General features: G+C 64.5%; 22 protein-coding genes. 18 read left to right on the forward strand and 4 right to left on the reverse strand.

Annotation, left to right across the window (positions count from 1 at the left end; all coding sequences use genetic code 11):
- Positions 1-51 precede the first annotated feature (51 nt).
- The 4 genes from soxC (at position 52) to ACQR1X_RS28705 (ending at position 2,714) form a co-directional block, all read left to right on the forward strand.
- A complete protein-coding gene (soxC, locus tag ACQR1X_RS28690) occupies positions 52-1,329 on the forward strand; it encodes a sulfite dehydrogenase (RefSeq protein ID WP_316182403.1) in 1,278 nt (425 codons plus the stop codon).
- Positions 1,316-1,855, forward strand: coding sequence for a c-type cytochrome (locus ACQR1X_RS28695; protein ID WP_315803374.1), 540 nt, complete (start codon positions 1,316-1,318; stop codon positions 1,853-1,855). The genes soxC and ACQR1X_RS28695 overlap by 14 nt, the downstream gene beginning before the upstream one ends.
- A gap of 104 nt (positions 1,856-1,959) precedes the next feature.
- A complete protein-coding gene (locus ACQR1X_RS28700; protein ID WP_434900099.1) occupies positions 1,960-2,373 on the forward strand; it encodes a DUF302 domain-containing protein in 414 nt (137 codons plus the stop codon).
- Between the two features lie 11 nt (positions 2,374-2,384).
- Entirely contained in the window at positions 2,385-2,714 is a 330-nt protein-coding gene (locus ACQR1X_RS28705; protein ID WP_434900100.1) for a hypothetical protein, read from the forward strand.
- Positions 2,715-3,063: 349 nt separating this feature from the next.
- On the opposite strand, the gene ACQR1X_RS28710 is transcribed toward ACQR1X_RS28705, so the two are convergent.
- Entirely contained in the window at positions 3,064-3,762 is a 699-nt protein-coding gene (locus ACQR1X_RS28710) for a helix-turn-helix domain-containing protein (RefSeq protein WP_434900101.1), read from the reverse strand.
- Between the two features lie 197 nt (positions 3,763-3,959).
- Between ACQR1X_RS28710 and ACQR1X_RS28715 the strand changes: the two genes are divergently transcribed.
- The 11 genes from ACQR1X_RS28715 to ACQR1X_RS28765 all read left to right on the forward strand — a co-directional run bounded on the left by ACQR1X_RS28715 (position 3,960) and on the right by ACQR1X_RS28765 (position 17,722).
- Positions 3,960-6,701 (forward strand): nitrate/nitrite transporter, encoded by a 2,742-nt coding sequence (locus tag ACQR1X_RS28715; RefSeq protein ID WP_316217452.1) that lies wholly within the window; start codon positions 3,960-3,962, stop codon positions 6,699-6,701.
- Between the two features lie 11 nt (positions 6,702-6,712).
- Entirely contained in the window at positions 6,713-10,465 is a 3,753-nt protein-coding gene (locus ACQR1X_RS28720; RefSeq protein WP_434900102.1) for a nitrate reductase subunit alpha, read from the forward strand.
- Positions 10,462-11,982 carry a nitrate reductase subunit beta gene (gene narH, locus ACQR1X_RS28725; protein ID WP_434890774.1) on the forward strand — a complete coding sequence of 507 codons (1,521 nt, stop codon included), beginning with the start codon at positions 10,462-10,464 and terminating at the stop codon, positions 11,980-11,982. The genes ACQR1X_RS28720 and narH overlap by 4 nt, the downstream gene beginning before the upstream one ends.
- Positions 11,979-12,692 carry a nitrate reductase molybdenum cofactor assembly chaperone gene (gene narJ, locus ACQR1X_RS28730; protein WP_434881355.1) on the forward strand — a complete coding sequence of 238 codons (714 nt, stop codon included), beginning with the start codon at positions 11,979-11,981 and terminating at the stop codon, positions 12,690-12,692. Before narH ends, narJ begins: the two co-directional genes overlap by 4 nt.
- 11 nt (positions 12,693-12,703) lie before the next feature.
- A complete protein-coding gene (narI, locus tag ACQR1X_RS28735; protein WP_316217448.1) occupies positions 12,704-13,426 on the forward strand; it encodes a respiratory nitrate reductase subunit gamma in 723 nt (240 codons plus the stop codon).
- 63 nt (positions 13,427-13,489) lie between these two features.
- A complete protein-coding gene (locus tag ACQR1X_RS28740; RefSeq protein WP_316237556.1) occupies positions 13,490-14,254 on the forward strand; it encodes a peptidylprolyl isomerase in 765 nt (254 codons plus the stop codon).
- 11 nt (positions 14,255-14,265) lie between these two features.
- Entirely contained in the window at positions 14,266-14,559 is a 294-nt protein-coding gene (locus tag ACQR1X_RS28745; protein ID WP_315803383.1) for a hypothetical protein, read from the forward strand.
- Positions 14,560-14,604: 45 nt separating this feature from the next.
- Positions 14,605-15,210 (forward strand): DUF2478 domain-containing protein, encoded by a 606-nt coding sequence (locus tag ACQR1X_RS28750; protein ID WP_434900103.1) that lies wholly within the window; start codon positions 14,605-14,607, stop codon positions 15,208-15,210.
- 343 nt (positions 15,211-15,553) lie between these two features.
- Positions 15,554-16,891: a hypothetical protein gene (locus tag ACQR1X_RS28755; RefSeq protein ID WP_434900104.1), complete on the forward strand. Its 1,338-nt coding sequence runs from the start codon at positions 15,554-15,556 to the stop codon at positions 16,889-16,891.
- Positions 16,892-16,901: 10 nt separating this feature from the next.
- Positions 16,902-17,411, forward strand: a complete 510-nt coding sequence (locus tag ACQR1X_RS28760) for a DUF2249 domain-containing protein (RefSeq protein ID WP_434900105.1) — start codon at positions 16,902-16,904, stop codon at positions 17,409-17,411.
- Positions 17,408-17,722 (forward strand): metal-sulfur cluster assembly factor, encoded by a 315-nt coding sequence (locus ACQR1X_RS28765; protein WP_316182424.1) that lies wholly within the window; start codon positions 17,408-17,410, stop codon positions 17,720-17,722. The genes ACQR1X_RS28760 and ACQR1X_RS28765 overlap by 4 nt, the downstream gene beginning before the upstream one ends.
- Before the next feature lie 168 nt (positions 17,723-17,890).
- Here the strand turns inward: ACQR1X_RS28765 and ACQR1X_RS28770 are convergent, their stop codons facing one another.
- Together ACQR1X_RS28770 and ACQR1X_RS28775 are read right to left on the reverse strand one after the other, a co-directional pair.
- On the reverse strand, positions 17,891-18,523 hold the full coding sequence (locus ACQR1X_RS28770; protein WP_316182426.1) for a UbiX family flavin prenyltransferase: 633 nt from the start codon (positions 18,521-18,523) through the stop codon (positions 17,891-17,893).
- Positions 18,520-20,046, reverse strand: a complete 1,527-nt coding sequence (locus tag ACQR1X_RS28775) for a UbiD family decarboxylase (RefSeq protein WP_315803389.1) — start codon at positions 20,044-20,046, stop codon at positions 18,520-18,522. The genes ACQR1X_RS28770 and ACQR1X_RS28775 overlap by 4 nt, the downstream gene beginning before the upstream one ends.
- 143 nt (positions 20,047-20,189) lie before the next feature.
- Between ACQR1X_RS28775 and ubiT the strand changes: the two genes are divergently transcribed.
- From ubiT to ubiV, 3 genes are read left to right on the forward strand one after another with little or no spacing between them, the layout of a single operon-like run.
- Positions 20,190-20,708: a ubiquinone anaerobic biosynthesis accessory factor UbiT gene (ubiT, locus tag ACQR1X_RS28780; RefSeq protein ID WP_315803390.1), complete on the forward strand. Its 519-nt coding sequence runs from the start codon at positions 20,190-20,192 to the stop codon at positions 20,706-20,708.
- The gene (gene ubiU, locus ACQR1X_RS28785) at positions 20,699-21,676 is read left to right on the forward strand and encodes a ubiquinone anaerobic biosynthesis protein UbiU (RefSeq protein WP_434881304.1); all 978 of its coding nucleotides are present in this window, start codon (positions 20,699-20,701) and stop codon (positions 21,674-21,676) included. The genes ubiT and ubiU overlap by 10 nt, the downstream gene beginning before the upstream one ends.
- Positions 21,677-21,711: 35 nt before the next feature.
- A complete protein-coding gene (gene ubiV, locus ACQR1X_RS28790) occupies positions 21,712-22,602 on the forward strand; it encodes a ubiquinone anaerobic biosynthesis protein UbiV (protein ID WP_316237552.1) in 891 nt (296 codons plus the stop codon).
- 240 nt (positions 22,603-22,842) lie between these two features.
- Here ubiV and ACQR1X_RS28795 read toward each other — a convergent pair whose 3' ends face one another.
- Positions 22,843-23,778: a LysR family transcriptional regulator gene (locus tag ACQR1X_RS28795; protein ID WP_316237551.1), complete on the reverse strand. Its 936-nt coding sequence runs from the start codon at positions 23,776-23,778 to the stop codon at positions 22,843-22,845.
- Positions 23,779-23,812: the final 34 nt, after the last annotated feature.

Genomic DNA, 23,812 nt, shown 5'->3' on the forward strand with positions numbered 1-23,812 from the left:
CCACCGAATTGCAGATAAGCCTCTGCGACCTCCGTCATCCTGAGGGCACGCATGAGCATCGAAAAGCCGTCTCACACCTGGCTCCGGTCCGATGAGGGAGGCGGCATCTCGCGTCGACGCTTCGTCAAGGCGTCGGCGGTCGCCGTCAGCGTCTCGATAGCCGGCGAAGCGCTCGCCGACGATCTGGCCGACGTGCCGGCGCGGGAGCCGGGTGATGCGTTGTCCGCCTTCAGCGCGCGCTCGCCCTATGTTCACATCGGACGGATTCCGGAGGCGACGCCCGGCAAGCGGAATGTCGATCCCGCCGATGCGATCAACTCTAAGACGCCACTCGACAGGCTCGTCGGCACGATCACCCCGTCGGATCTGCACTATGAGCGCAGCCATTCCGGTGTTCCGAACATCGATCCGGCCAGGCACAGGCTGCTCATCCACGGCATGACACGCGAGCAGCTTGTGCTGACGCCCGATGACATCGCGCGAATGCCCTCGATCTCGCGCGTCGTTTTCATCGAGTGCACCGGCAATGGCTGGGAGAACTGGAAGAAGGCCGACCCCAATCTGACGGTGCAGAATACCCATGGTCTCGTCAGCAGCAACGAATGGACCGGTGTCCCGCTTCGCCATCTGATCGAGCTGGTCGGCAAGGATCATCGCTCCGCCTGGATGCTGGCCGAGGGCGGCGACGCGGCGGGCGTTGCACGAAGCATCCCGCTCACGGATGAGATCATGGACGAGGCGTTCGTCGCCTATGGCCAGAACGGCGAGCCGCTGCGGCCGGCCCATGGCTTCCCGTTGCGTCTCATCATGCCCGGATTCGAAGGCAATCTGAACATCAAATGGCTGCGCCGCCTGAAGTTCGGCGACGCGCCCTGGATGACGCGCTGGGAGACCGCGCGCTACACCCAGCTGCTGGCCAACGGCAAGGCGATGCAGTTCCAGCTCAGGATGGAGACCAATTCCGTCATCACCTCGCCCTCGGGGACGATGACGATCCGCCCCGGCTACAACCGCATCACCGGCCTGGCCTGGAGCGGCCATGGTCGGATCGCAAAGGTCGAGGTGAGCACCGACGCGGCCCGAACCTGGCAGCAGGCCCGGTTGAACCATCCCGTGCTGCCGAAGGCGCAGGCGCGCTTCCAGCTCGACTGGCAGTGGGACGGCAAGCCCACCAGGATCGTCAGCCGCTCGACCGACGAGAAGGGCAATGTGCAGCCCGATCGCAAATCGTTCATCGCGAAGACCGGGACCAACGCGCTGTTCCACTACAGCGCCCAGCAGACATGGAGTATCAGCGGCGATGGGAAGGTCAGCAATGTTCTCGCCTGAGCGCCTTTTCGCTACCGCGCTGGCCGCGGCGCTTCTCGTCTGTCCGGCACATGCGGCCGAATTCGGACGCCCGGCAACGGCGCAGGAGATCAGGCTATGGGACATCGACGTCCGTCCCGACGGCAAGGGCTTGCCAGAGGGCAGCGGCACGGCCGCGCGTGGCAGGGAGCTGTTTGCCGAGAACTGTGCCGCCTGCCATGGCGAAGGCGGGCAGGGCGGCATCAAGGATCGTCTGGTGGGCGGTCAGGGGACGCTCGCCTCTGGCAATCCTGTGAAGACCGTCGGCAGTTTCTGGCCTTATGCCACGACCTTGTTCGACTACATCCATCGCGCCATGCCGTACCAGGCTCCGGGCTCGCTCAGCGTCGACGACTACTACGCATTGTCGGCCTACATCCTCAGCCTGAACGGCATCCTGCCGCCGGACGGCCGTCTCGATCAGGCCTCGCTTCCGAAGGTTAGAATGCCGAACCGCGACGGCTTCGTTCCCGTGCCGGAGTTCAGCAGGGTGCGGGCGCCAAAATGAGCGGATCAGGCTGCCGGCAATCCGCCGGCCGGGGCCTCGTGATCGGGTGGACGCTCGCTCTGCTCGGCCTTCTGACATTGTCGACAACGATCGGAGCACAAGCCATGGACCCGAACGGGCTGATCACGATTCAAAGCCATAATGATCCGAGCACCACGATGCGGAAGCTGCAGGACGCGGTCACATCGAGGGGACTGACGATCTTTGCTCATGTCGACCATCGGGCCGGCGCCGTCGAGGCGGGCATGACGCTGCGCCCGACCGACCTGCTGATCTTCGGCAGCCCCAAAGGGGGAACGCCGCTGATGCAGGCCGCACAGACCAGCGGCATCGATCTGCCCCTGAAGATCCTCGTGTGGCAGGACGCCGAGGGCCGCACCTGGTTGTCCTACAATGACCCGGCCTGGCTGCTGGGGCGTCACGGCCGACCGGCGGCGGCCGAGCCGGCCGTGCGGGCCATGACCGGCGCGCTCGAGGCGATTGCCGGAGCCGCGGCGTCCGAAGCGTCGCCGCAATAGGGGCGCATGCCATGCCGCGCATATCCTGGCGTTCGCTGTGGGGAGAGATGGCGTCGGATGCCCGCACCATGGGGGCCGGCGCCTATCTGCTCGTCGCAGCATTGCTGTCGATGCTGGTTGCGGTGATCGTCGTCGCGGTTCTCGGCTGGTCGTCCGCGGAAGGCACCAACGTGCCGTCGTCAGGCTATGCCGCGATGGCCATCGGCGTGCTGTTCTCGCTCGTATGCGGCATCGGGCTGATGGTGCTGGTGTTCTATAGCAGCCGTGCCGGCTATGATGAGCCGCCGACGATCGTGTCGCGGGACGCCGACGATCAGCCAGGTCCGCCGGGCCTGGTCTAGGCGGATGTTGCGGCGTGGCAAGATAGAGGCGGGGCTGATTAACCTCACACTGGACAACGTCCAAGCCCTGGCAGTAGCGCCCGGCGTTGAGCCCGCCGATATGCTGAAGTGGCCTCGTCAAATCTAAAAGCAGTCACGTTTAGAGGAGGGCTGGTGAACCCCTGGCTTGGCAATGCCGATCGCGCAAAACCAGATCACCGACGCAGCGGCCGATCGGTTTCGGGCCGTCTCAGCGACTGCCACGCGGAGTGGGTGTGGCGGCGGAGAAGAACCATATCGACGGCTCCGATTCCGGACTCTGCTGATTGACCGTTCCCAACAGAGGGGCAGGACCGATCGCAAGAGGAGCCTACGAGCCGGGATCGTCGATCAGCGGCTTTGGCCGGGCAAACAGCTCCAACTTCTCCTTGCGGTCGATGACGATCTCTCGTCCACGGATGCGAACCCCATGGCTCGTAAGTTGGGCAAGACTGCGTGACAGGTTTTCGCGCGTCGTGCCGATGTGGGAGGCCAGCGTGCCGCGGTCGAATGGAATGACGATATTCGGGTGCGCCGGTTCGCGCTGGGCTTCGGCAAGGATCCAGTTGGCGAGGCGCTCGATGCTCGACCGGGCCAGGTTGCCCTTCAGCTTCTTGACAGAAGCGCGATAGGCATACGCCAACTCCTGAGCGACAATCCGTGCGAATGCGATGTCTTCGTCGAAGAGTGCCCTTACATCGCGGGCCGGGATCAGCAGCACCCGCGACTCGGTCAGTGTGCGGGCTGAATTGAGATACGCCTGATCGACCACGACTGCAGCAAGTATGAAGGTCGACACGGGACGAAGCAGCGAGATGCCCCACTCGGCCTCATCCTGCTCGGTGTAGATTTCCACCAATCCGCCAATCAGCACATGCAGGAAGTCGGCCTTATCTCCCTCGCGAGCCAACCGCACTCCGGCCGGAAATTGCTGCAGCAGAGCCGCGCCGAGCAGCCGATTCAGATTCTCGTCGCTGAGGTCCGCGAACAGCGGCAGCGTCTTCAACTGGGCGAGTTCGTCGGGGCGCAAGCGAAGCTCCAGCGGTTACTCATCTGCTATCGCCCCGAACTGTGACAAAAGTCAATTGCATACGTGCGGTCTGATAATCCGATCTGGAGCATTTGGCAGATTGTGGCCGACCGGGCCGTCCGGTTGATGCATCGCAAAACCTTTCCCGGGTGCCCCGAATAACTGCTGTGGCGTCGAATTCATACGTCGAGGCCACCATGGACGCCGTAGATTCTAGCCCTGAGCACCGAACGCGAGCACTCTGGCTCTCAACAATCTCGTTCACGATCTGCTTCGCGGTGTGGACGATCTTCTCGATCATCGGCATCCGGATCAAGCAAGAGCTCGATCTGAACGAAACCGAGTTCGGCCTCCTGATCGGCACCCCGATCCTGAGCGGCTCGCTGATCCGGCTGATGCTCGGCATCTGGACCGATCAGTATGGCGGACGCCGCGTCTATACCGTCGTGATGCTCGCTGCCGCGGTCGCGACCTATCTTCTGACCTGGGCGCATACCTATCCGCAATTTCTCGTCGCCGCGCTCTTCGTAGGAATCGCCGGTGGCTCGTTCGCGGTCGGTGTCGCCTACGTGTCGCGGTTCTATCCGACGGCCAAGCAGGGCACTGCGCTCGGAATCTTCGGCGCCGGCAATGTGGGCGCCGCCGTCACGAAGTTCGTGGCGCCGTTCGTGCTGGTCGCCTATGGCTGGCAGACCGTGGCCCAGGTCTGGGCGCTCGCGATCGGCGTCATGGGAATCGTCTTCTGGCTGTTCTCCGAGGAGGACCCGGTGGTCCGCTCGCGAAGACAGCGCAACCAGAAGGCCGGCAGCGCCTGGCTCGAGCTCGCGCCGCTCAAGAACATCCAGGTCTGGCGCTTCGCGCTGTACTACTTCTTCGTCTTCGGCGCCTTCGTCGCGTTGTCGCTGTGGCTGCCGCAATACCTGATCAAGGTCTACGGCGTCGGAATCCAGTCGGCCGGCATGATGGCCGCCATGTTCTCGTTTCCGGCCAGCGTATTTCGCGCCTATGGCGGACACCTGTCCGATCGGTTCGGCGCCCGTCGCGTGATGTACTGGACTTTCCTGGTGGGTGTCGCCGCGACCTTCCTCCTGTCCTATCCGCCGACGGACTATGTCGTGACGACGGTGAACGGAAAGGTCGGCTTCCATCTGGAGATGGGGCTGGTCCCGTTCGTCGTCATCGTCTTCGTGCTCGGCTTCTTCATGGCGCTCGGCAAGGCTGCGGTCTACAAGCACATTCCCGTCTACTATCCGAACAATGTCGGGGCCGTCGGCGGCCTGGTCGGCATGATCGGCGGGCTCGGCGGATTCGTGCTGCCGATTGCGTTCGGCGCGCTGGTCGATCTCACCGGTCTGCGAACCAGCTGCTTCATGCTGCTGTTCCTGCTGGTCGCGGTCGCGCTGGTCTGGATGCATCTCTCGATCCGGCAGATGGAGCGCGGCGTCGCCGGCGAAGCGCTGAAGAGGCTGCCGGAGCTGCCGGAAATGGAGGAAATTCACCGGCCCGAGCACATCGGAGCTCTGTCCGGCGCGATCCTCACCGATTGGCGGCCCGAGGACGACACGTTCTGGAGAGAGAAGGGCCGAGCCATCGCGCGACGCAACCTCTGGATCTCCATTCCGGCACTGCTGTTGTCCTTCGCGGTCTGGCAGGTCTGGTCTGTCGTGGTTGCGAAGCTGCCTTCGGTCGGCTTCAAGTTCACGACCGATGAACTGTTCTGGCTGGCGTCGCTGCCTGGGATCTCCGGTGCAGTTCTGCGCATCTTCTATTCCTTCATGGTGCCGATCTTCGGCGGCCGGCTGTGGACCACGCTGGCCACGTGGTCGCTGCTGATACCCGCGATCGGAATCGGCTATGCGGTGCAGAATCCGGCGACGCCCTATCCGGTGTTCCTGATACTGGCTCTGTTGTGCGGCTTCGGCGGCGGCAATTTCGCCTCGTCGATGGCCAACATCTCCTTCTTCTTTCCTCGCGCCGAGAAGGGCAACGCGCTCGCGCTCAATGCCGGCCTCGGCAATCTCGGCGTCAGCGTCGTCCAGTTCGTGGTGCCGATCGTGATCACGGTCGGAGTCTTCGGCTGGTTCGGCGGAGATCCGGCGATGACGAGTGGGTCGCAGCCGACGCCGATCTGGCTGCAGAATGCCGGCTTCGTCTGGGTGCCGTTCATCGTCGCCAGCGCTTTCGCCGCCTGGTTCGGGATGAACGACATCGCCTCCGCGAAAGCGTCCTTCGCCGATCAGGCCGTCATCTTCCAGCGGCGGCACAACTGGATCATGTGCTGGCTCTACACCGGCACGTTCGGCTCGTTCATCGGCTATTCTGCGGGCTTCCCGCTGCTGGCAAAGACCCAGTTCCCGGCCGTCGACGCGTTGCAGTTCGCGTTCCTCGGGCCGCTGGTGGGTGCCTTGTCGCGGTCCGCGACGGGCTGGATGGCCGACAAATGGGGCGGCGGGCGGGTGACCGTCGGGGTGTTCCTGCTGATGATGGCCGGTGTGCTCGGGGTGCTCTACTTCCTCGGCATCAAGGATCAGCCCGGTGCATTCTGGGGCTTCTTCGCGATGTTCCTGCTGCTGTTCTTCGCGACCGGCGTCGGCAATGCATCGACCTTCCAGATGATCCCCAACATCATGCGCCAGGAAATGATCCGGCTCATGCCGACTGCGGACGCGGAGACGCGGCTGCGCCAGGCCGAGAAGGAATCCGCTGCCATCACCGGCTTCACCTCCGCGATCGCCGCCTTCGGCGCATTCTTCATTCCCAAATCCTACGGCACCTCGATTGACCTCACCGGCGGCGTGCAGGCCGCCCTCTGGGGCTTCTTCGGCTTCTACGTCACCTGCGTGCTGATCACCTGGGCCGTCTACACCCGCAAGGGCGGCGTCCTGCACGACGTCGAACGGCGCCGAGCGATCGCGACCGCTGCCCAACCCGCTGAATGAGGACGTAAACGATGAGCCATTTTCTCGATAGGCTGACCTTTTTCACCCGGGCCAAGGAGGAGTTCGCAGACGGACACGGCGTGACGACGACCGAGGACCGTTCCTGGGAGGAGGGCTATCGCAAGCGCTGGCAGCACGACAAGATCGTGCGCTCGACGCATGGCGTGAACTGCACCGGCTCCTGCTCGTGGAAGGTCTACGTCAAGGGCGGCATCGTCACCTGGGAGACCCAGCAGACCGACTACCCCCGGACGCGCCCTGATCTTCCCAATCATGAGCCGCGCGGCTGCGCCCGCGGCGCGAGCTACAGCTGGTACCTCTATTCCGGAAACCGGGTGAAATATCCGCTGGTGCGCTCGCGGCTGCTCAGGCTGTGGCGCGAGGCGCGGGCGCGGATGACGCCGGTCGCGGCCTGGAAGTCGATCGTCGAGAATCCGGACAAGCGCTCGGACTACGTGCAGAAGCGCGGACTGGGCGGCTTCGTGCGGGCGAGCTGGGCCGAGGTCAACGAGCTGATCGCGGCGGCCAATGCCTATACGGTCAGGGCCTATGGTCCGGACCGGGTGTTCGGGTTTTCGCCGATCCCGGCGATGTCCATGGTGAGCTACGCGGCCGGCGCGCGCTATCTGTCGCTGCTCGGCGGCGTCTGCATGTCGTTCTACGATTGGTATTGCGACCTCCCGCCGGCCTCGCCGCAGACCTGGGGCGAACAGACCGACGTGCCTGAAAGCGCGGACTGGTACAATTCGGGCTTCCTGATGCTCTGGGGCTCCAACGTGCCACAGACGCGTACGCCGGATGCGCATTTCTATACGGAGGTTCGCTACAAGGGGGCCAAGAGCGTCGTTGTCTGCCCGGACTATTCCGAGGCTGCGAAATTCGCCGATCTCTGGCTGTCGCCGAAGCAGGGCACCGACGCGGCGCTGGCGATGGCGATGGGTCACGTGATCCTCAAGGAGTTTCACATCGACCGGCAGACGCCATACTTCAACGACTATGCGCGCCAGTATACGGATATGCCATTTCTGGTGCGGCTGGTGAAATCCGAGGGACGGCTCGTTCCTGAGCGGTTCGTGCGCGCCTCGGATTTCGCCACATCTCTCGACGAGGCCAACAATCCCGAATGGAAGACCGTTGCCTATGATGAGATCAGCGGGGCCATTGTCGTGCCCAAGGGATCGGTCGGCTTCCGCTGGGGCGAAAAGGGCAAGTGGAGCCTGGAAGAGAAGAGCTCGGCGAACAACGATACCCGGCTGCGGCTGTCTCTGGCCGGCATCGAGGACGAGATCGCGCCGGTGGGATTCCCCTATTTCGGCAACCGTCAGCACGATCACTTCAGCGGCACCAATCATCCGGACGTGCTGACCCGCAAAGTGCCGGTGAAGCGACTTCGTCTTGCCGATGGTGAGGCGGTCGTGGCCACGGTCTTCGACTTGTTCGCCGCCAATTATGGTGTCGATCGCGGCTTCGGCGGCGACCATCTCGGCAAGAGCTACGATGATCTGGAGCCGTACACCCCGGCATGGGCCGAGGCGATCTGCGGGGTGCCGCGCGGCCAGATCATCGCGGTGGCCCGCGAGTTTGCCTCGAATGCGTCGAAGACCCGGGGGCGTTCGATGGTCATCGTCGGCGCCGGTCTGAACCACTGGTACCACATGGACATGAACTATCGCGGCATCATCAACATGCTGGTGATGTGCGGCTGTGTCGGCCAGTCCGGCGGTGGCTGGTCGCATTATGTGGGCCAGGAAAAGCTGCGGCCGCAGTCGGGCTGGACGCCGCTCGCCTTTGCGCTCGATTGGGGGCGCCCGCCGCGGCAGATGAATTCGACTTCGGCGTTCTACGCCCACACCGACCAATGGCGCTACGAGACGGTCAATGTCAGCGAGATTCTCTCACCGACCGCACCGGCCGGCTCCTGGGATGGCGCGCTGATCGACTACAATGTCCGCGCGGAGCGCATGGGATGGCTGCCGTCGGCGCCGCAACTGCAGGCCAATCCGATCGAGGTATCGAAGCGCGCCGCCGCCGCCGGCCTGGAGCCGAAGGACTACGTTGCGACGGCCTTGAAGTCGGGCGAGCTGAAGCTCTCCTGCGAGGACCCCGATGAGCCGAAGAACTGGCCCCGCAACCTGTTCGTCTGGCGTTCGAACCTGCTCGGCGCCTCAGGCAAGGGCCACGAATACTTCCTCAAGCATCTGCTCGGCACCAAGCATGGCGTGCTCGGCAAGGACCTCGGCGACCAGGGCCATAACAGGCCGGTCGAGGTCACCTGGCACGAGGAGGCCCCGGAAGGAAAGCTCGATCTGCTGGTCACGCTCGACTTCCGGATGTCGACCACGTGCATGTATTCGGACGTCGTTCTGCCGACGGCCACCTGGTACGAGAAGAACGACCTCAATACGTCCGACATGCATCCCTTCATCCATCCGCTCTCGGCGGCGATCGATCCGGTGTGGGAATCGCGCAGCGATTGGGACATCTACAAGGGCATCGCCGAGGCCTTCTCCAGGGTCGCGCCCGAAGTGCTCGGGGTCGAGAAGGACGTCGTGCTGACCCCGATCATGCACGACAGTCCAGGCGAAATCGCGCAGGCGTTCGACGTCAAGGACTGGAAGCAGGGCGAGATCGACCCGATCCCCGGCAAGACCATGCCGGCGGTCACGGTGGTCGAACGTGACTATCCGAATCTCTACAAGCGCTTCACCTCGCTTGGACCGCTGATGAACAAGCTCGGCAATGGCGGCAAGGGGATGGCCTGGAACACCGACCATGAGGTCGAGCTCCTGAAGCGCCTCAACGGCGTCGTCGCCGAGGACGGGCCGACCCGGGGGCTGGCTCGCATCGACAGTGCGGTCGACGCTTGCGAGGTGATCCTCAGCCTGGCGCCGGAAACCAATGGCGAGGTCGCGGTCAAGGCGTGGTCGTCGCTGGAGCAATTCACCGGCCGCGACCATGCTCATCTCGCCATTCCGAAGGAGGATGAGAAGATCCGGTTCCGCGACGTCGTTGCGCAGCCGCGCAAGATCATCTCGTCGCCGATCTGGTCGGGGCTCGAGTCGGAGAAGGTCTGCTACAACGCCGGCTACACCAATGTCCACGAGCTGATTCCCTGGCGGACGCTGACCGGCAGGCAGCAGCTCTATCAGGATCACCTGTGGATGAGGGCCTTCGGCGAGGGCTTCTGCGTCTACCGGCCGCCGATCGATACCAAGACCGTCAAGCCGGTGATCGATCGCAAGCCGAACGGCAATGCGTCCGTCGTCCTGAACTTCATCACGCCGCATCAGAAGTGGGGCATCCACTCCACCTATACCGACAACCTCCTGATGCTGACCTTGTCGCGCGGCGGTCCCATCGTGTGGATCAGCGAGATCGACGCAAAGGCTGCCGGCATCGCCGACAATGACTGGATCGAAGCCTACAACAGCAATGGTGCGCTGGTTGCGCGCGCAGTGGTCTCGCAGCGGGTCAAGCAGGGCATGTGCATGATGTATCATGCGCAGGAGAAGATCGTGAACGTGCCGGGCTCCGAGCAGACCGGGCAGCGCGGCGGCATCCACAATTCGGTCACGCGTGTCGTTCCGAAGCCGACGCACATGATCGGGGGCTACGCTCAGCAGGCCTATGGCTTCAACTACTACGGCACGGTCGGCGCCAACCGCGACGAATTCGTCATCGTCCGGAAGATGTCGAAGATTGATTGGCTGGACCAGCCGACTGCCGACCGGTCGGCCACGACCCCCTCGGAGGCTGCAGAATGAAGATCCGTGCTCAAATCGCCATGGTGCTCAATCTCGACAAGTGCATCGGCTGCCACACCTGCAGCGTGACCTGCAAGAACGTCTGGACGAGCCGCGAGGGGATGGAATACGCGTGGTTCAACAACGTCGAGACCAAACCGGGCGTCGGCTATCCCAAGGATTGGGAGAACCAGTCTCGCTGGAAGGGCGGCTGGTCGCGCAATCGCGACGGGTCGATCCAGCCGCGGATCGGCGGCAAGTGGCGGGTTCTGGCGAACATCTTCGCCAACCCTGATCTTCCTGAGATCGATGACTACTACGAGCCGTTCACCTTCGACTATCAGCACCTGCAGAGTGCGCCCGAGGCATCGGCGATGCCGACCGCGCGGCCGCGCTCGCTGGTGTCCGGAGAGCGGATGGAAAAGATCGAGTGGGGGCCGAACTGGGAAGAGATCCTGGGCGGCGAATTCGCCAAGCGCTCTCGGGACATCAATTTCGACGGCGTTCAGAAGGAGATCTACGGCCAGTTCGAAAACACCTTCATGATGTATCTGCCGCGGCTGTGCGAGCACTGCCTCAATCCGGCCTGCGTCGCATCCTGCCCGTCCGGCGCGATCTACAAGCGGGAGGAGGACGGCATCGTCCTGATCGACCAGGACAAGTGCCGCGGCTGGAGAATGTGCGTCTCCGGCTGTCCCTACAAGAAGATCTATTATAACTGGTCCTCGGGGAAATCGGAGAAGTGCATCTTCTGCTATCCCCGGATCGAGGCGGGGCAGCCGACTGTGTGCTCCGAGACCTGTGTCGGGCGCATTCGCTATCTCGGTGTCGTGCTGTATGATGCGGACCGCATCGCAGAGGCCGCCTCCAAGCCCGACGAGGCCGACCTCTACCAGGCCCAGCTCGACGTCTTTCTCGATCCGAACGATCCCAAAGTCCTTGCAGAAGCCGAGCGCCAGGGCATTCCGCATACCTGGCTGGAGGCAGCGATCCGGTCGCCGATCTGGAAGATGGCGATGGAATGGAAGGTCGCCTTCCCCTTGCACCCGGAATACCGGACCTTGCCGATGGTCTGGTACGTGCCGCCGCTGTCGCCGATCACGTCGGCGGCCTCGTCCGGCAAGATCGGGCACGATGGCGAGATGCCCGACGTCAAGTCCTTGCGCATTCCCATGCGGTACCTCGCCAATCTGCTGACTGCGGGCGACGAGAAGCCGGTGACGCTGGCGCTCGAGCGAATGCTGGCCATGCGTGCCTATATGCGGGCCAAGACCATCGATGGCGTGGTCGACGAGGCGATCGCGAGGCGCGTCGGCCTGAGCGGCGCGCAGATCGACGACATGTACCACATCATGGCGATCGCCAACTACGAGGACCGCTTCGTGATCCCGACCGCGCACCGCGAACTCGGTGCCGACGCGTTTGATATCCGCGGCTCCTGCGGCTTCTCGTTCGGCAACGGCTGCTCCGGGGGCGAGAGCGAAGTCAACCTGTTCGGGTCGCCGCGCAAGACCAAGAATCCGATGGAGGTCGCCTGATGAAGACGTTCAAGGTGCTGTCGGCGTTGCTGAACTATCCGAGCGGGGAATTGATCGCGGCCATCCCGGAGCTCGCGCGAGTGCTCGACCAGGAAGGCCTCGTCCAGCCTGGCATTCGCCGGGAGCTCGACGTGCTGCTGCAGGAGATCGCCTCGGGCGACGTCTACGACCTGCAGGAGCGCTACGGCCTGCTGTTCGACCGCAGCAAGACCCTGGCGCTGCATCTGTTCGAGCACGTCCATGGCGAAGGCCGCGACCGCGGCCAGGCCATGGTCGACCTGCGCGCTATGTATGACAATGCCGACCTCGTCATCGCCGGCAACGAGCTGCCGGATTATCTGCCGCTGTTCCTCGAATTCCTCGCCACCCGGGAGCTTGCGGACGCGCGCGAGCTGCTCGGCCAGACCAGCCACATCATCGCCGCGCTCGCGGAACGATTGGGGCGCCGGCAGTCGAGCTATCGGGCGGTGTTCGACGCGCTGCTCCAGATCGCCGCGGACCAGCCCCGCGCGGAGATCGTCGATGAGCTGCTGAAGGCGGCGGACGTGGATCCGATGGACCTGCACGCGCTCGACGCGGCCTGGGAGGACGAAGAGGTCAGGTTCGGCCCGGGAGGCGGCGACCGGGCAGCCTGTGGGCACGACAATCTGATCGCAAAACTGCGCCACGCCAAACGTGCGGTCAACGCGCCGCCGTCACAGTTGCAATGAGGGGATTGGCCATGCAAACGCTCAATGCCATCGTCTTCGGCTGGTATCCCTATCTCTGCCTGACCGTCTTTCTGATCGGCAGTCTGATTCGATTCGACCGCGAGCAGTACACGTGGCGCTCGGGCTCGAGTCAGCTGCTTCGGCGGCGCCAACTGATCTGGGGCTCGAACCTTTTCCATGTCGGGATCCTTTTCATTTTTGCGGGGCATTTCGTCGGGCTGCTGACGCCGATCTGGGTGTTTGACATGCTCGGCGTGTCGCACGGCTTCAAGCAGATGCTCGCGATCGTCGCCGGTGGCGGCGCCGGGCTGATGTGCCTGGTCGGCATTTCGCTCCTCGCGCATCGCAGGCTCTTCGATCCCAGGATCCGCGCGACGTCGTCTTTTGCTGACACGGGTATCCTTCTGGTCCTGTTCGTCCAGCTGCTGCTTGGCTTGGCGACCATCCCCGTGTCGCTCGGTCATCTCGATGGTCACGAGATGGTCAAGTTCATGGCCTGGGCGCAGGGCATTCTCACGTTGCAGCCTGGAATCGCCGCCAACATTGTCGACGTCCATCCGATCTTCAAGGCGCATCTGGTCCTGGGAATGACCATCTTCCTGCTCTTCCCCTTCACCCGCCTGGTCCACATCTGGAGTGCGCCGGTGTGGTATCTCGGCCGCCGCGGCTATCAGGTGGTGCGCAGCCGCGACGGACGCCGTCATCTTGTGCAACCGATTCAGCCTGCGGAGTAACCGATGGACTGTTCATTGGGCGCGGCGCTTCCAAAGCCGAAGATGGTCAGTGTGAACGGGGTCGTGATCGAACGCGACGTCATTGCCCGGGAAGTTCAGAACCATCCGTCGGACAAGCCGATCCTCGCCTGGCAAGCGGCGGCGCGCGCGCTTGCGGTGCGCGAATTGCTGAGACAGGAGGTCAGGAGGCTCGGCGTAACGGCCTCCCCTCTGCGTGATGCCGAAGGTCGCAGCGAAACCGAGGAAGAAGCGGCGATGCGGGCGCTGATCGCGCGCGAGGTTCTGATACACGAGCCGGACGAATCGACGTGCCGTCGCTTCTACGATCAGAACAGGCAACGGTTCCTTGTCGGCGAGCTCTACGAAGCGTCGCACATCCTGCTGATCGCGCCGAGCAGCGATTCGCTGGCTCGATCGGCTGCGCGAGACGAGGGGCGGACGATCATGGAGGCCGTGCGGAGAAGCCCGGAGGTGTTCGAGACCATCGCGCGCGATCGCTCCGACTGCAGGGTCTCGGCGGAGAATGGTGGCAGGCTCGGGCAGCTGTCGCGTGGGCAGACGACCGCCGAGTTCGACGCCGCGCTGGCCCGGATGTCGGTTGGAGAGGTCGGTCTGATTGAGACACGCTTTGGTATCCATGTCGTGCGCCTTGACCGGCGGGCCCCCGGACAAGTCCTGCCGTTCGACATGGCGAGGGCGCGCATTTCGCAATATCTCACCGAGCGTGTCCGGCACCAGGCGCTCGCGAAATATGTCGCCGATCTGGCAGGCCGCGCGGCGATCGTTGGCGTGACTTTGCCGGCGCCGCAATCGGCGCTGCCGCAGTAGAGGGGGCGATCATGCTGCTCGGGGATCTCATTCACGATCTCAGCGACGACGCGAAGTCGAGTGCGGTGTTGCAGGGGTGTGGCGACCTTACGCTCCTGGTGCGCGTCAGCTCTGTCGCGGATCGCCTCGGCGAGGATGTCGGTGAGTATGCGTCGGCTGCTGTCCGGCGCTTTGCAAATCTCGCCGAGAACGAGGATTGGCTCGGGTTGATGAGCGCCATCGACAGAGCCGCCGATCCCGCGATCGTCTGTCTGACGTCCATGATCAAATGGTCGCTGCAGAGGGATGAAATCGATCACTCCTAGGCCGGGTCCGCCACAGGCTATCTTTGCTGGAGGAGTGGGTTGGACATGTCGAAGCATCAAGCTGATGTTGGGATTCGCATGCACGATGAGATGGTAGAGAAGGTCGGTGTTGAGGCCGCGCCGCTCGTGGCGCTCGTCTACGACGACGGGAAATATCCCTACGAGACGTTCGATCACCTCGTGGATCACTCGCGTCGAGTGCGATTGAAGGTCGCCGGCGCACTGCAGCGAAGGCTGTTCCTCGACGAAAATCGCCGGTGCAACGTCCTGCTCGAGGAGATCGACACGGCCAATCAAACCCCGATCTTCGAGGATCGTGGATCGGGAGCGAGAGGTTGCCGGCTGGATGAATCGGCGCTGGCAGAGGTGACGGTTCGAGTCCTCGCCAGCCTGGATGCGCGTCCAAACATCCTGGTGTTGAACAAATTTGGCAAGGCAGAGTGCGAGGGACGCGGAACGCTTGATCTGATTGCCCGCGCGCTGGACCTCGCGATACCGACGATTGTCGGCGTGCCGCGCAGCAATATCGATGCCTGGAGAGATTTCTCCGGAGACATGGGAGTTGAGCTCGAAGCCCGAGGAGACGTGGAGCGGTGGCTGGAAAGTGTTCGTCAGGATCGAACTATAGACTCAGCCAGCCAGCTGCGCTGATCGCGAGCAATCGACGGGTCGGGGGACACAGAACTGCCGAGCCGGGCCGCCGAAGATATCTGCCGGCTGACATGGATGTTCCTCGACGCGACAGGGAGTCCGCCGGTCGTGCTGGAGTCGTCATCACGACGCTGATGACGCGAAATGTTGCGCTCCGACAAAGAATGGCCGGTCGGCCCCGTCTAGCATCTTTCCGATGGTCGGGAGATTGTACGGCGCAAGCTCATCGTTCGCGCTCCCTTCGGGCGTGAGGAGGCCGCGTTCCTCCGGGCGCCACGGCAACTGCCGAATGGCGCAACGTCGTCGCGAGTGCTGCGTCCGCGATCAAGAACTGGAGCCGCTCATGATTGGAGCGAAAATCTCGCGCTGGACGATGAGCTATTTCGCGGCAGCGCTGGGGTGGCTGCTCGTTGCCTTGGCAATGCTGGTCGGCGGACTCGGTTACCCCGCTGCAGACCTCGGCGCTCCCGATACGCTTGTCGTTGTGCATGCGGTCTGCATCGGTTGGCTCAGTCTCTCGGTATGCGGCGCCTTGTTCCAGTTCGTTCCCGTTCTCGTCGCAAGGCCGCTCCCCTTCGACAAATGGGCCTTGCCGGCCTTGTTCCTCATCAACGTCGGTCTAGTCTGCTTGATATCGGGTTTCCTCTCACTGGCCGGACGAATTGCTCCAGCCGCTTGGCTTCTGCCGGCCGGCAGCGTGGTGCTCGGCGCCGGTCTGGCGATGGTCGCGCTCGATCTGGGCCTGACGCTCTTCAGCCAGCCGAAGGGATCTGCTCTATTTGTCATCGCCGGACTTGGCTCGTTATGTGCGACTGTCGCGCTCGGCGCCGCGTTCTCGTTTGCTCTCGCCGGATCGGCGGGCGCCTTCGGCGCCGCGCTCCTGGCCGCGGCGATTCCGATCCATGCGATTGCCGGGCTGGGAGGCTGGCTGACCCTGACCGCCATGGGGGTGAGCTATCGCCTGCTGGCCATGTTCATGCTCTCGGCGGACCTCGGCGATCGACAGAGCACATCCGCGCTGAAATTTGGTGCGCTCGCGCTATCGGTGGCAGTCGTGGGCGGATTGTTCGCAATCGGCCTCGCAGCCGAGCTCGGAGCCGTGCTCATCCTCGCTGCTGGTCTTGGGGTGATCTCGCTTGCGCTCTATGGACGGGACATCGCGACGATCTATCGCTCCCGCAAACGGCGCCAGCTCGAGCTGAACATGCGGATGGCAACCGTGTCTTTCGCCAATCTGGCGGCGACGGTGGCGCTCGGCACCGTCATCATCGTCACCGGAAAGGTCGGCGTTCATGTCGGCGCGTTCGCGTTCTTGGCCGTGTTCGGCTGGCTGTCTGGTGTCATATTCGCGAAGCTCTACAAGATTGTCGCCTTTCTGACCTGGCTCGAAACCTACGGTCCCGTGATGGGGCGCGGCCCGACGCCACGGGTTCAGGACCTGGCGGTGGAACGCCGGTCCGAGAAGTGGTTCATCATCTATTTTCTAGGCGTCTGGGCGGCGACCATCATGTTGATGATGGGCGAGGACCAGGCGTTTCGCGGCGCCGCGGCGGTCATGGCCGTGGGCAGTATTGGAATCATACACGAGCTTGTGCGAGTCCGACGTCTTTCCGATGTTGCGGGCTCCCGGAGGCTTCCGGCCGGAGCCATCGCGCCAAGCCTGTTGTTCGCCAGAAACTAGGAGGGAAGCCATGATCGCGTACATTGACGTCGACGTCCGACCGATTCTCAGGGCCGGAGGCGAGCCGTTCTCCGTCATCATGGACGCGGTTGGCCGGCTGGCGCCAGGCCAGGGCGTGCGGCTGATCGCGAGCTTCAGGCCGGTTCCGCTGCTCTCCGTCATGGCAAAAAAGGGCTTCGCCCACACCGATCGACCGCTCGACGATGGCGACTGGGAAGTGCTGTTTTCGCCGCTGGCTGCCGAGGACGCCGGTCAGGAAGATGCAGGTGCCAGCCTCGCATTCGAGCGATGGCCAGATCCCGTGGTCACGCTCGACAACCGGGAGCTCGACCCACCCGAGCCGATGGTGCGCATCCTTGCGGCCGCGGAGGAGTTGGCCCCTGGAGAGACCTTGTCGGCACTTCTGGGCCGCGAGCCGGTGTTCCTGTTCCCTGAACTTGAGAAACGTGGCTTTCGCTGGCTCGGCGGGTTTACGCCGGATGGATCGACCTACGAACTGTCGGTGAGGGCTCCGCTATGAGCCGCGATGTCATCGACCGCATCCGCGACGCCATGCGCGTGGTCATCGATCCGGAGCTGGGAGAAAACGTGGTCGATCTCGGCTTCATCTACGACATCACGGCGACGGATGGCGTTGTGCATGTCACGATGACGGCCACGACGCCCGGGTGCCCCGCAACAGGTTTTCTCAAGGAAGGGGTCGCATGCAGCATTGCGGAGATTGCGGGCGTCGAAGCCGTGGACGTGACGATGACATTCGATCCGCCTTGGACCCCATCCAGAATTGATCCGGCCGTTCGTGCTGCGCTGGGTTTCGACAACGTCAATTGACCGAACGAAAGCGAAAAGCTGGTGGCTGCTCGGCCGGGAACAGTCCAGGTTCGCGCGGCAGCACGGAGAGGCGGCGTCTGTACTCCCGCTCGTCGAAGAACACGTCAACCGTCGCAGACGCCTTCGGCTCATCGCCCGAGTGCGTCTGTCGTGTTCTGTCTTCAAGTCCTATCGTCTGTCTTGCTTCGCTACCTCAGCAAGATTGCTTGCTTCGGTCGTCCGGTCCGGAAGCCACTCCCGCGCGTTGGCGCGGAGCCCGGGGACGTCGAGCAGGTTGATCGCGCGGCAGGCGATCTGCTCGATGACGTCATCGAGCGACTGGGGCTTCAGGTAAAACGCCGGCACTGGCGGCGCGATGATCGCGCCGATCTCGGTGGCCTGCGTCATCGCTCGGAGATGACCGAGATGCAGCGGGCTCTCCCGCACCAAGAGGATCAGCCGGCGGCGCTCCTTGAGTTGAACGTCGGCGGCGCGGACCAGGAGGTTGTCGAGCTGGCCCCAGGCGATCGCCGAGAGGGTGCGGATCGAGCAGGGCGCCACGATCATGCCGGCTGCAGAAAACGAGCCGCTGGCGATGCTCGCGCCGATGTCGGCGACATCATGAGCATGCGCCGCCAGATCACGCAGCCGCGCCAGGCTGCCCTGGCCGACCTCCTCGTGCAAGGTGCGCACGGCGGCGTCAGATACCACGAGATGGACCGTGCATTGCGGTTGCTCCGCGAGCCGTTCGACGATGCGCACACCGATCGCGGCGCCCGAGGCGCCGCTGATGCCGACGATGACGTGGTGCCGTCCGCTCATGCCGAGGCCACTCGACCGGCCCCGCCCTCGCCGAGGCCGAGGCTCGGCCACATCGCGTCGATGCGTGCCGCTACGGCGGGGTCCATCGCCAGCACCTCGCCCCAGGCGCGCTCGGTCTCGGCGCCGAGCTTGGTTGTGGCGTCGATGCCGAGCTTGCCACCGAGGCCGGATTTTGGCGAGGCGAAGTCGAGATAGTCGATCGGCGTGTTGGCAAGCGGCACGAGATCGCGCGAGGAGTCGCTGCGCGTCGCGACGGCCCACATCACCGCGCGCCAGTCGCGGACGTCGATGTCCTGGTCGACCACGATGAGGAGCTTGGTGTAGCTGAACTGCGGCAGCATCGACCACAGGCCGAGCATGATGCGGCGGGCTTGGCCCGGATAGCGCTTCTTGATCGCTACGACGGCGATTCTGTAGGAGCAGGCCTCTGGCGGCAGATGGCAGTCGACCACCTCCGGGAATTGCTGCCGGATCAAAGGGACGAACAGCGTATTCAGCGCCTCGCCAATTCGAGACGGCTCGTCCGGCGCGCGTCCCGTGAACGTCGACAGATAGAGCGGGCTGCGACGCGTGGTGATCGCGGTGACCTGCAGCACCGGAAAGTTCTCGACGGCGTTGTAGTAGCCGGTGTGATCGCCATAGGGCCCCTCCGGCGCGGTTTCGGTGGCCGACACGACGCCCTCGATCACGATCTCGGCGGCCGCCGGCACCGTCAGGGGCACGGTGAGGCATTCGACCAGCTCGGGGCGGTCGCCGCGCAGGATGCCGGCGAAGCGCAGCTCGGAGATGGTCTCGGGCAATGGCAGCACGGCGCTGAGGATGGTGGCGGGATCGGCGCCGATCACGATCGCGATCGGCATGTCGCGCCCCAGCGCCTGCCACTGCTGGTGGTGGCGGGCGCCGCCGCGATGAGCGAGCCAGCGCATGATGGCACGATCGCGGCCGAGCACCTGCATGCGGTAGACGCCGACATTTTCCTGCTCGCCGGTGGATGCGTCCGGCGGGACGGTGATGACGAGCGGCCACGTCAACAGCGGCGCCGGCTCGCCCGGCCAGCAGATCTGGGCCGGCAAGGTGGTCAGGTCGATGTCATCGCCCATGGTGACACATTCATGCACCGGCGCGGCTGATCGCAGCCTCGGCCGGGTCGACAGCGCCGCGCGCGCCAGCGGCAGCTTCTGCAGCGCTTCCCTGATGTCGCGCGGCGGTTGCGGGGCGCGCAGCTCCGCCATCATCTTGCCGAGCTCCGCCAATCGTTCCGGCTGCACGCCCATGCCCCAGGCCACCCGCTCCACGGTGCCGAACAGATTGGTGACGAGCGGCATTGCCGAGAGTGAGCCGCACGCCTTGATCGGCCGTTCGAACAGCAGCGCGGGCCCTTCGGCGGAGATGACGCGGCGATGGATCTCGGTGATTTCGTGGACGACCGAGACGCTGTCGCGAATGCGTCGCAGCTGTCCCCGCTCGTCGAGAAAGCGCAGGAAATCCGACAGCTCGCGGAAGCGAGGGACATCACGTCGCAACGATAGGCTCCGTTCAAAAAACGCCTCGTAGCTGGAACAATCAGTATGATCTTTGTTCCGGGTCAAATACTTCCCCCGCCGATCCGGCCAGAGCTTGTGCCATGAGTTCTCTTCAGGACGCGTCTTCGACCTCACTGCCACTGTTGCCGCCGCTGCTCAGGCAGGCGCTGCGTCCGTTGCCGTTGCTGCCGCTGCAGATTGCGCTCGGCGCTTTCCTGCGCGGGCTTCTGCGCCGGCATCCGCATCTGCTCGACCGGCTCGGGTCGCATCGCGGAAAGCGCTTTGGCATCAAGCCGACCGATCTGCCGTTCGCATTCGTGATTCAGGCGGGCCCGCAGCAGCCGCAACTCGCGGCGGTGCGCGAGTTGCCCACCGACCTCAATGCCTCCATCTCCGCGTCGATCGTGAGCCTGCTGGCGCTGGTCGAGGGCCGGCTCGACGGCGATGCGCTGATGTTTTCGCGTCAGCTGGTCATCGAAGGCGATATCGAGGCGGTGCTGGCGCTCCGCAATGCGATCGACGATGCTGGTCTGGATCTGGTCGCTGAGATCGCGACGCTTTCGGGGCCGTTCGGCGTGCCCGCGCAACGCCTGCTCGCGGCAGCGCGCGACTCGCTGCTGAGATCAACGACGAACGAAAGCGGGATGCGACGATGGAGCTGATCTGTCCGGCAGGGACGCCGGCGGCGCTGAAGAGCGCGGTCGAAGCCGGTGCCGATGCCGTCTATTGCGGCTTCGCCGACGAGACCAACGCCCGCAACTTTCCTGGGCTGAATTTCAGCCGCGCGCAGATGCGCGAAGGGATCACGTTCGCGCATCGGCGCGGCGCCAAGGTGCTGGTCGCGATCAACACCTTCCCGCGCGCCGGCGCCGTCGAGCTGTGGCGTCGCGCGGTCGATGATGCCGTCGAGGCCGGGGCCGACGCGCTGATCCTTGCCGATGTCGGGCTGATGGACCATGCCGCGCGGCGCCATCCCGAACAGCGACTGCATGTCTCGGTGCAGGCGGCGGCGGCGAATGTCGACGCGATCGCGTTCTACGTCGAGAATTTCGGCGCCCGCCGCGTGGTGCTGCCGCGCGTGCTGAGCGTGCCCGAGATCGCCGAGATCACCCGTGAGACGGACTGCGAGACCGAGGTGTTCGTGTTCGGCGGACTTTGTGTGATGGCCGAGGGCCGCTGCTCGCTGTCCTCCTACGCCACCGGCAAGTCACCGAACATGCAGGGCGTGTGCTCGCCGCCCAGTCACGTCGCCTATCAGGAGACGCCACAGGGAACGACCTCGCGGCTCGGCGGCTTCACCATCAACCGCTTCGGCCGCGACGAGCCGGCCGGCTATCCGACGCTGTGCAAGGGCCGCTTCTCGACCACGCAAGGCGCCGGCTACATCTTCGAGGATCCGGTCAGTCTCGATGCCACGACCCTGCTCGAGGGTCTGCGCGAAGCCGGCGTCACCGCGCTCAAGATCGAGGGCCGCCAGCGCGGCCGCGCCTATGTCGACAGCGTGGTGCGGCATTTTCGCAGCGTGCTGGCAGCGCTCGATGCCGGCAGGTCCACCGAGGCGGCCGACCTCACGGCGTTCACCGAAGGGCAGGCCACCACGCAGGGCGCCTACCGCAAGACCTGGCGTTAGACGACATGACAATGGCGGATCAAGGCGTAGAGCGAATGCAACTCACTCTGGGACCCGTGCTCTACAATTGGCAGCCGGAGCGCTGGCGTGATTTTTACTTTCGCATCGCCGACGAGGCCCCGCTCGACCGGGTCGTGGTCGGCGAGGTCGTCTGCTCGAAGCGCGCGCCGTTCTTCGAACCCCATTTGCCTGAAGTCATCGAGCGGCTTATGGCTGCCGGCAAGCAGGTGCTGCTGGGGTCGCTGGTCCTGGTGTCGTTGCGGCGCGAGCGCCGGCAGACGGCAAGCCTCGCCGAGTTCGGCCACGGTCTGGTGGAGGTCAACGACCTCACCTGCCTCAAATCGATCGCCGGCCGGCCGCATGCCATCGGGCCATTCGTCAACATCTACAACGAGGCCAGCGCCGCGTTTCATGCCGCCCAAGGCGCCACCCGGATCTGCCTGCCGCCGGAGCTGCCGCTGTCCTCGGTTGCCGCCATCGCCGGCGCCGTGCCGGAGGTGGCGATCGAAGTATTCGCCTTCGGCCGTGTGCCGCTCGCGATCTCCGCGCGCTGCTATCACGCCCGCCTGCACAAGCTCGCCAAGGACAATTGCCGCTTCGTGTGCGAGCAGGACCCCGACGGCCTCGTCGTAACGACGCTGGACAACCAGGCGTTCCTCACCATGAACGGCGTGCAGACGCTGTCGCATGGGTGCTCAAACCTGCTCGGCGATCTCGATCGTCTGAAGCAGAGCGGCGTGACATCGCTGCGGCTATCACCTCAGGCCTGCGACATGGTCGCGGTGTCCGAGCATTTCCAGGCGGTCCTGGCGGGGCGCGTGGAAGCCGAAGCCGCAACGGGCCGCCTGCGCGAGATCTATCCGGACGTTCCATTCGCCAACGGCTTCCTGCACGGCGCCCCCGGGGCGTCCTACGTCTCGGGATAGGTACTGCCGCGTCCTTTCGAGGTGAACTCAGATGTGCTCAGTCTGCATGTTGACTGACCACGGATGGACGACGTTGCGAGACGACGCGCAGCCCGTTCTTGCCGGCATGCTGCAGATTGCTGACCGCGCCAAGGCGGAAGCCCAGGAAGCCGGGGAAATCGTGGTCTGTCCCCGATTTCCCCTCCCAAGCCGGCTGACGTCCTACACGCCGACCGCAGAGCCCAGCTGACGGCCGGCGCCTCATCCCGACTTGTCGCTGAACGTGGCGGGAAGCGTCGCGAGGAACGCCATGACGCGCTGCGTGCGCAGGGGCGGCCGGCGGTTGGAGGTGCGCAGCATCCATAGGGGCTCCGCCGGCGCCCGCCAGGGCATAAGCACTTCGACCAGCTGGCCGGTGCGTAGGTCGTCATGAAAGAGCCACGCCGGCCCCCAGCCGATGCCGAACCCATTCGCGATCAAAGCGACCGACGCGTGCGCGTCGTCGCAAATGTGCTTGGGCTTGGGCGCGACGCGAACGAGCTTTTTGCTGCGCGGATCGGTGAAACGCCAGGTCAGGATCTGCCCGCTCGCGGGATTGCGGAAGCCGACGTGGTCATGTTCGGAAAGCTCGTATGGAGTCGCCGGCGCGCCGCGCGCGTTCAGATACGCGGGCGAGGCGCAAGCGATCCAGGAGAACGTGCAAAGCCGCCGCGCCAGATGACCGGGCGCGCGATCGAGGGGGCCTGAGCGGATGGCGATGTCGACGCCTTCCGCCGCGAGATCAAGAATCTCGTTGCGGAACTTGATCTCGATCTCGATTTCCGGCCGCTCCCGCAGGAACGCGGGAAGTCTCGGCAGGATGCAGGCACGCGCGAACGAGGCGGGGGCGGTCACTCGCACCCGTCCGCCATCGTTACGCGTGGCTTCGCCGAGCGCGGATTGGACGCGATCGAGACTTTCGGCCAGCGCGCGTCCCGCCGCCATCAGCCGCTCGCCCTCTTCGGTCAGCGCCAGCGAATGGGTGGTGCGATGCAAAAGCCGTATTCCGCGAGCCTGTTCGAGGCGGGCGACCGCCTTGGACATCGCCGAGGTGGTCGTCCCCGCCCGCCGCGCGGCTTCGGCGAAGGAGCCCGCCTCGACGACGCGGACGAAGGCGAGGAGACGCGAGAGGTCGGGAGGCAAGGCTGTTGTGGACATTCAGTCCACATAGTCATGGCGACGGGGTCGCTAC

The sequence above is a fragment of the Bradyrhizobium sp. HKCCYLRH3073 genome (genome assembly GCF_051167995.1).
Lineage (GTDB): Bacteria > Pseudomonadota > Alphaproteobacteria > Rhizobiales > Xanthobacteraceae > Bradyrhizobium.

Coding starts and splice junctions, on each gene's coding strand:
- soxC (WP_316182403.1), top strand. CDS start 52: ATGAGCATCGAAAAGCCGTCTCACACCTGGCTCCGGTCCGATGAGGGA.
- ACQR1X_RS28695 (WP_315803374.1), top strand. CDS start 1,316: ATGTTCTCGCCTGAGCGCCTTTTCGCTACCGCGCTGGCCGCGGCGCTT.
- ACQR1X_RS28700 (WP_434900099.1), top strand. CDS start 1,960: ATGGACCCGAACGGGCTGATCACGATTCAAAGCCATAATGATCCGAGC.
- ACQR1X_RS28705 (WP_434900100.1), top strand. CDS start 2,385: ATGCCGCGCATATCCTGGCGTTCGCTGTGGGGAGAGATGGCGTCGGAT.
- ACQR1X_RS28715 (WP_316217452.1), top strand. CDS start 3,960: ATGGACGCCGTAGATTCTAGCCCTGAGCACCGAACGCGAGCACTCTGG.
- ACQR1X_RS28720 (WP_434900102.1), top strand. CDS start 6,713: ATGAGCCATTTTCTCGATAGGCTGACCTTTTTCACCCGGGCCAAGGAG.
- narH (WP_434890774.1), top strand. CDS start 10,462: ATGAAGATCCGTGCTCAAATCGCCATGGTGCTCAATCTCGACAAGTGC.
- narI (WP_316217448.1), top strand. CDS start 12,704: ATGCAAACGCTCAATGCCATCGTCTTCGGCTGGTATCCCTATCTCTGC.
- ACQR1X_RS28745 (WP_315803383.1), top strand. CDS start 14,266: ATGCTGCTCGGGGATCTCATTCACGATCTCAGCGACGACGCGAAGTCG.
- ACQR1X_RS28750 (WP_434900103.1), top strand. CDS start 14,605: ATGTCGAAGCATCAAGCTGATGTTGGGATTCGCATGCACGATGAGATG.
- ACQR1X_RS28755 (WP_434900104.1), top strand. CDS start 15,554: ATGATTGGAGCGAAAATCTCGCGCTGGACGATGAGCTATTTCGCGGCA.
- ACQR1X_RS28760 (WP_434900105.1), top strand. CDS start 16,902: ATGATCGCGTACATTGACGTCGACGTCCGACCGATTCTCAGGGCCGGA.
- ACQR1X_RS28765 (WP_316182424.1), top strand. CDS start 17,408: ATGAGCCGCGATGTCATCGACCGCATCCGCGACGCCATGCGCGTGGTC.
- ACQR1X_RS28770 (WP_316182426.1), bottom strand. CDS start 18,523: ATGAGCGGACGGCACCACGTCATCGTCGGCATCAGCGGCGCCTCGGGC.
- ubiU (WP_434881304.1), top strand. CDS start 20,699: ATGGAGCTGATCTGTCCGGCAGGGACGCCGGCGGCGCTGAAGAGCGCG.
- ubiV (WP_316237552.1), top strand. CDS start 21,712: ATGCAACTCACTCTGGGACCCGTGCTCTACAATTGGCAGCCGGAGCGC.
- ACQR1X_RS28795 (WP_316237551.1), bottom strand. CDS start 23,778: ATGTCCACAACAGCCTTGCCTCCCGACCTCTCGCGTCTCCTCGCCTTC.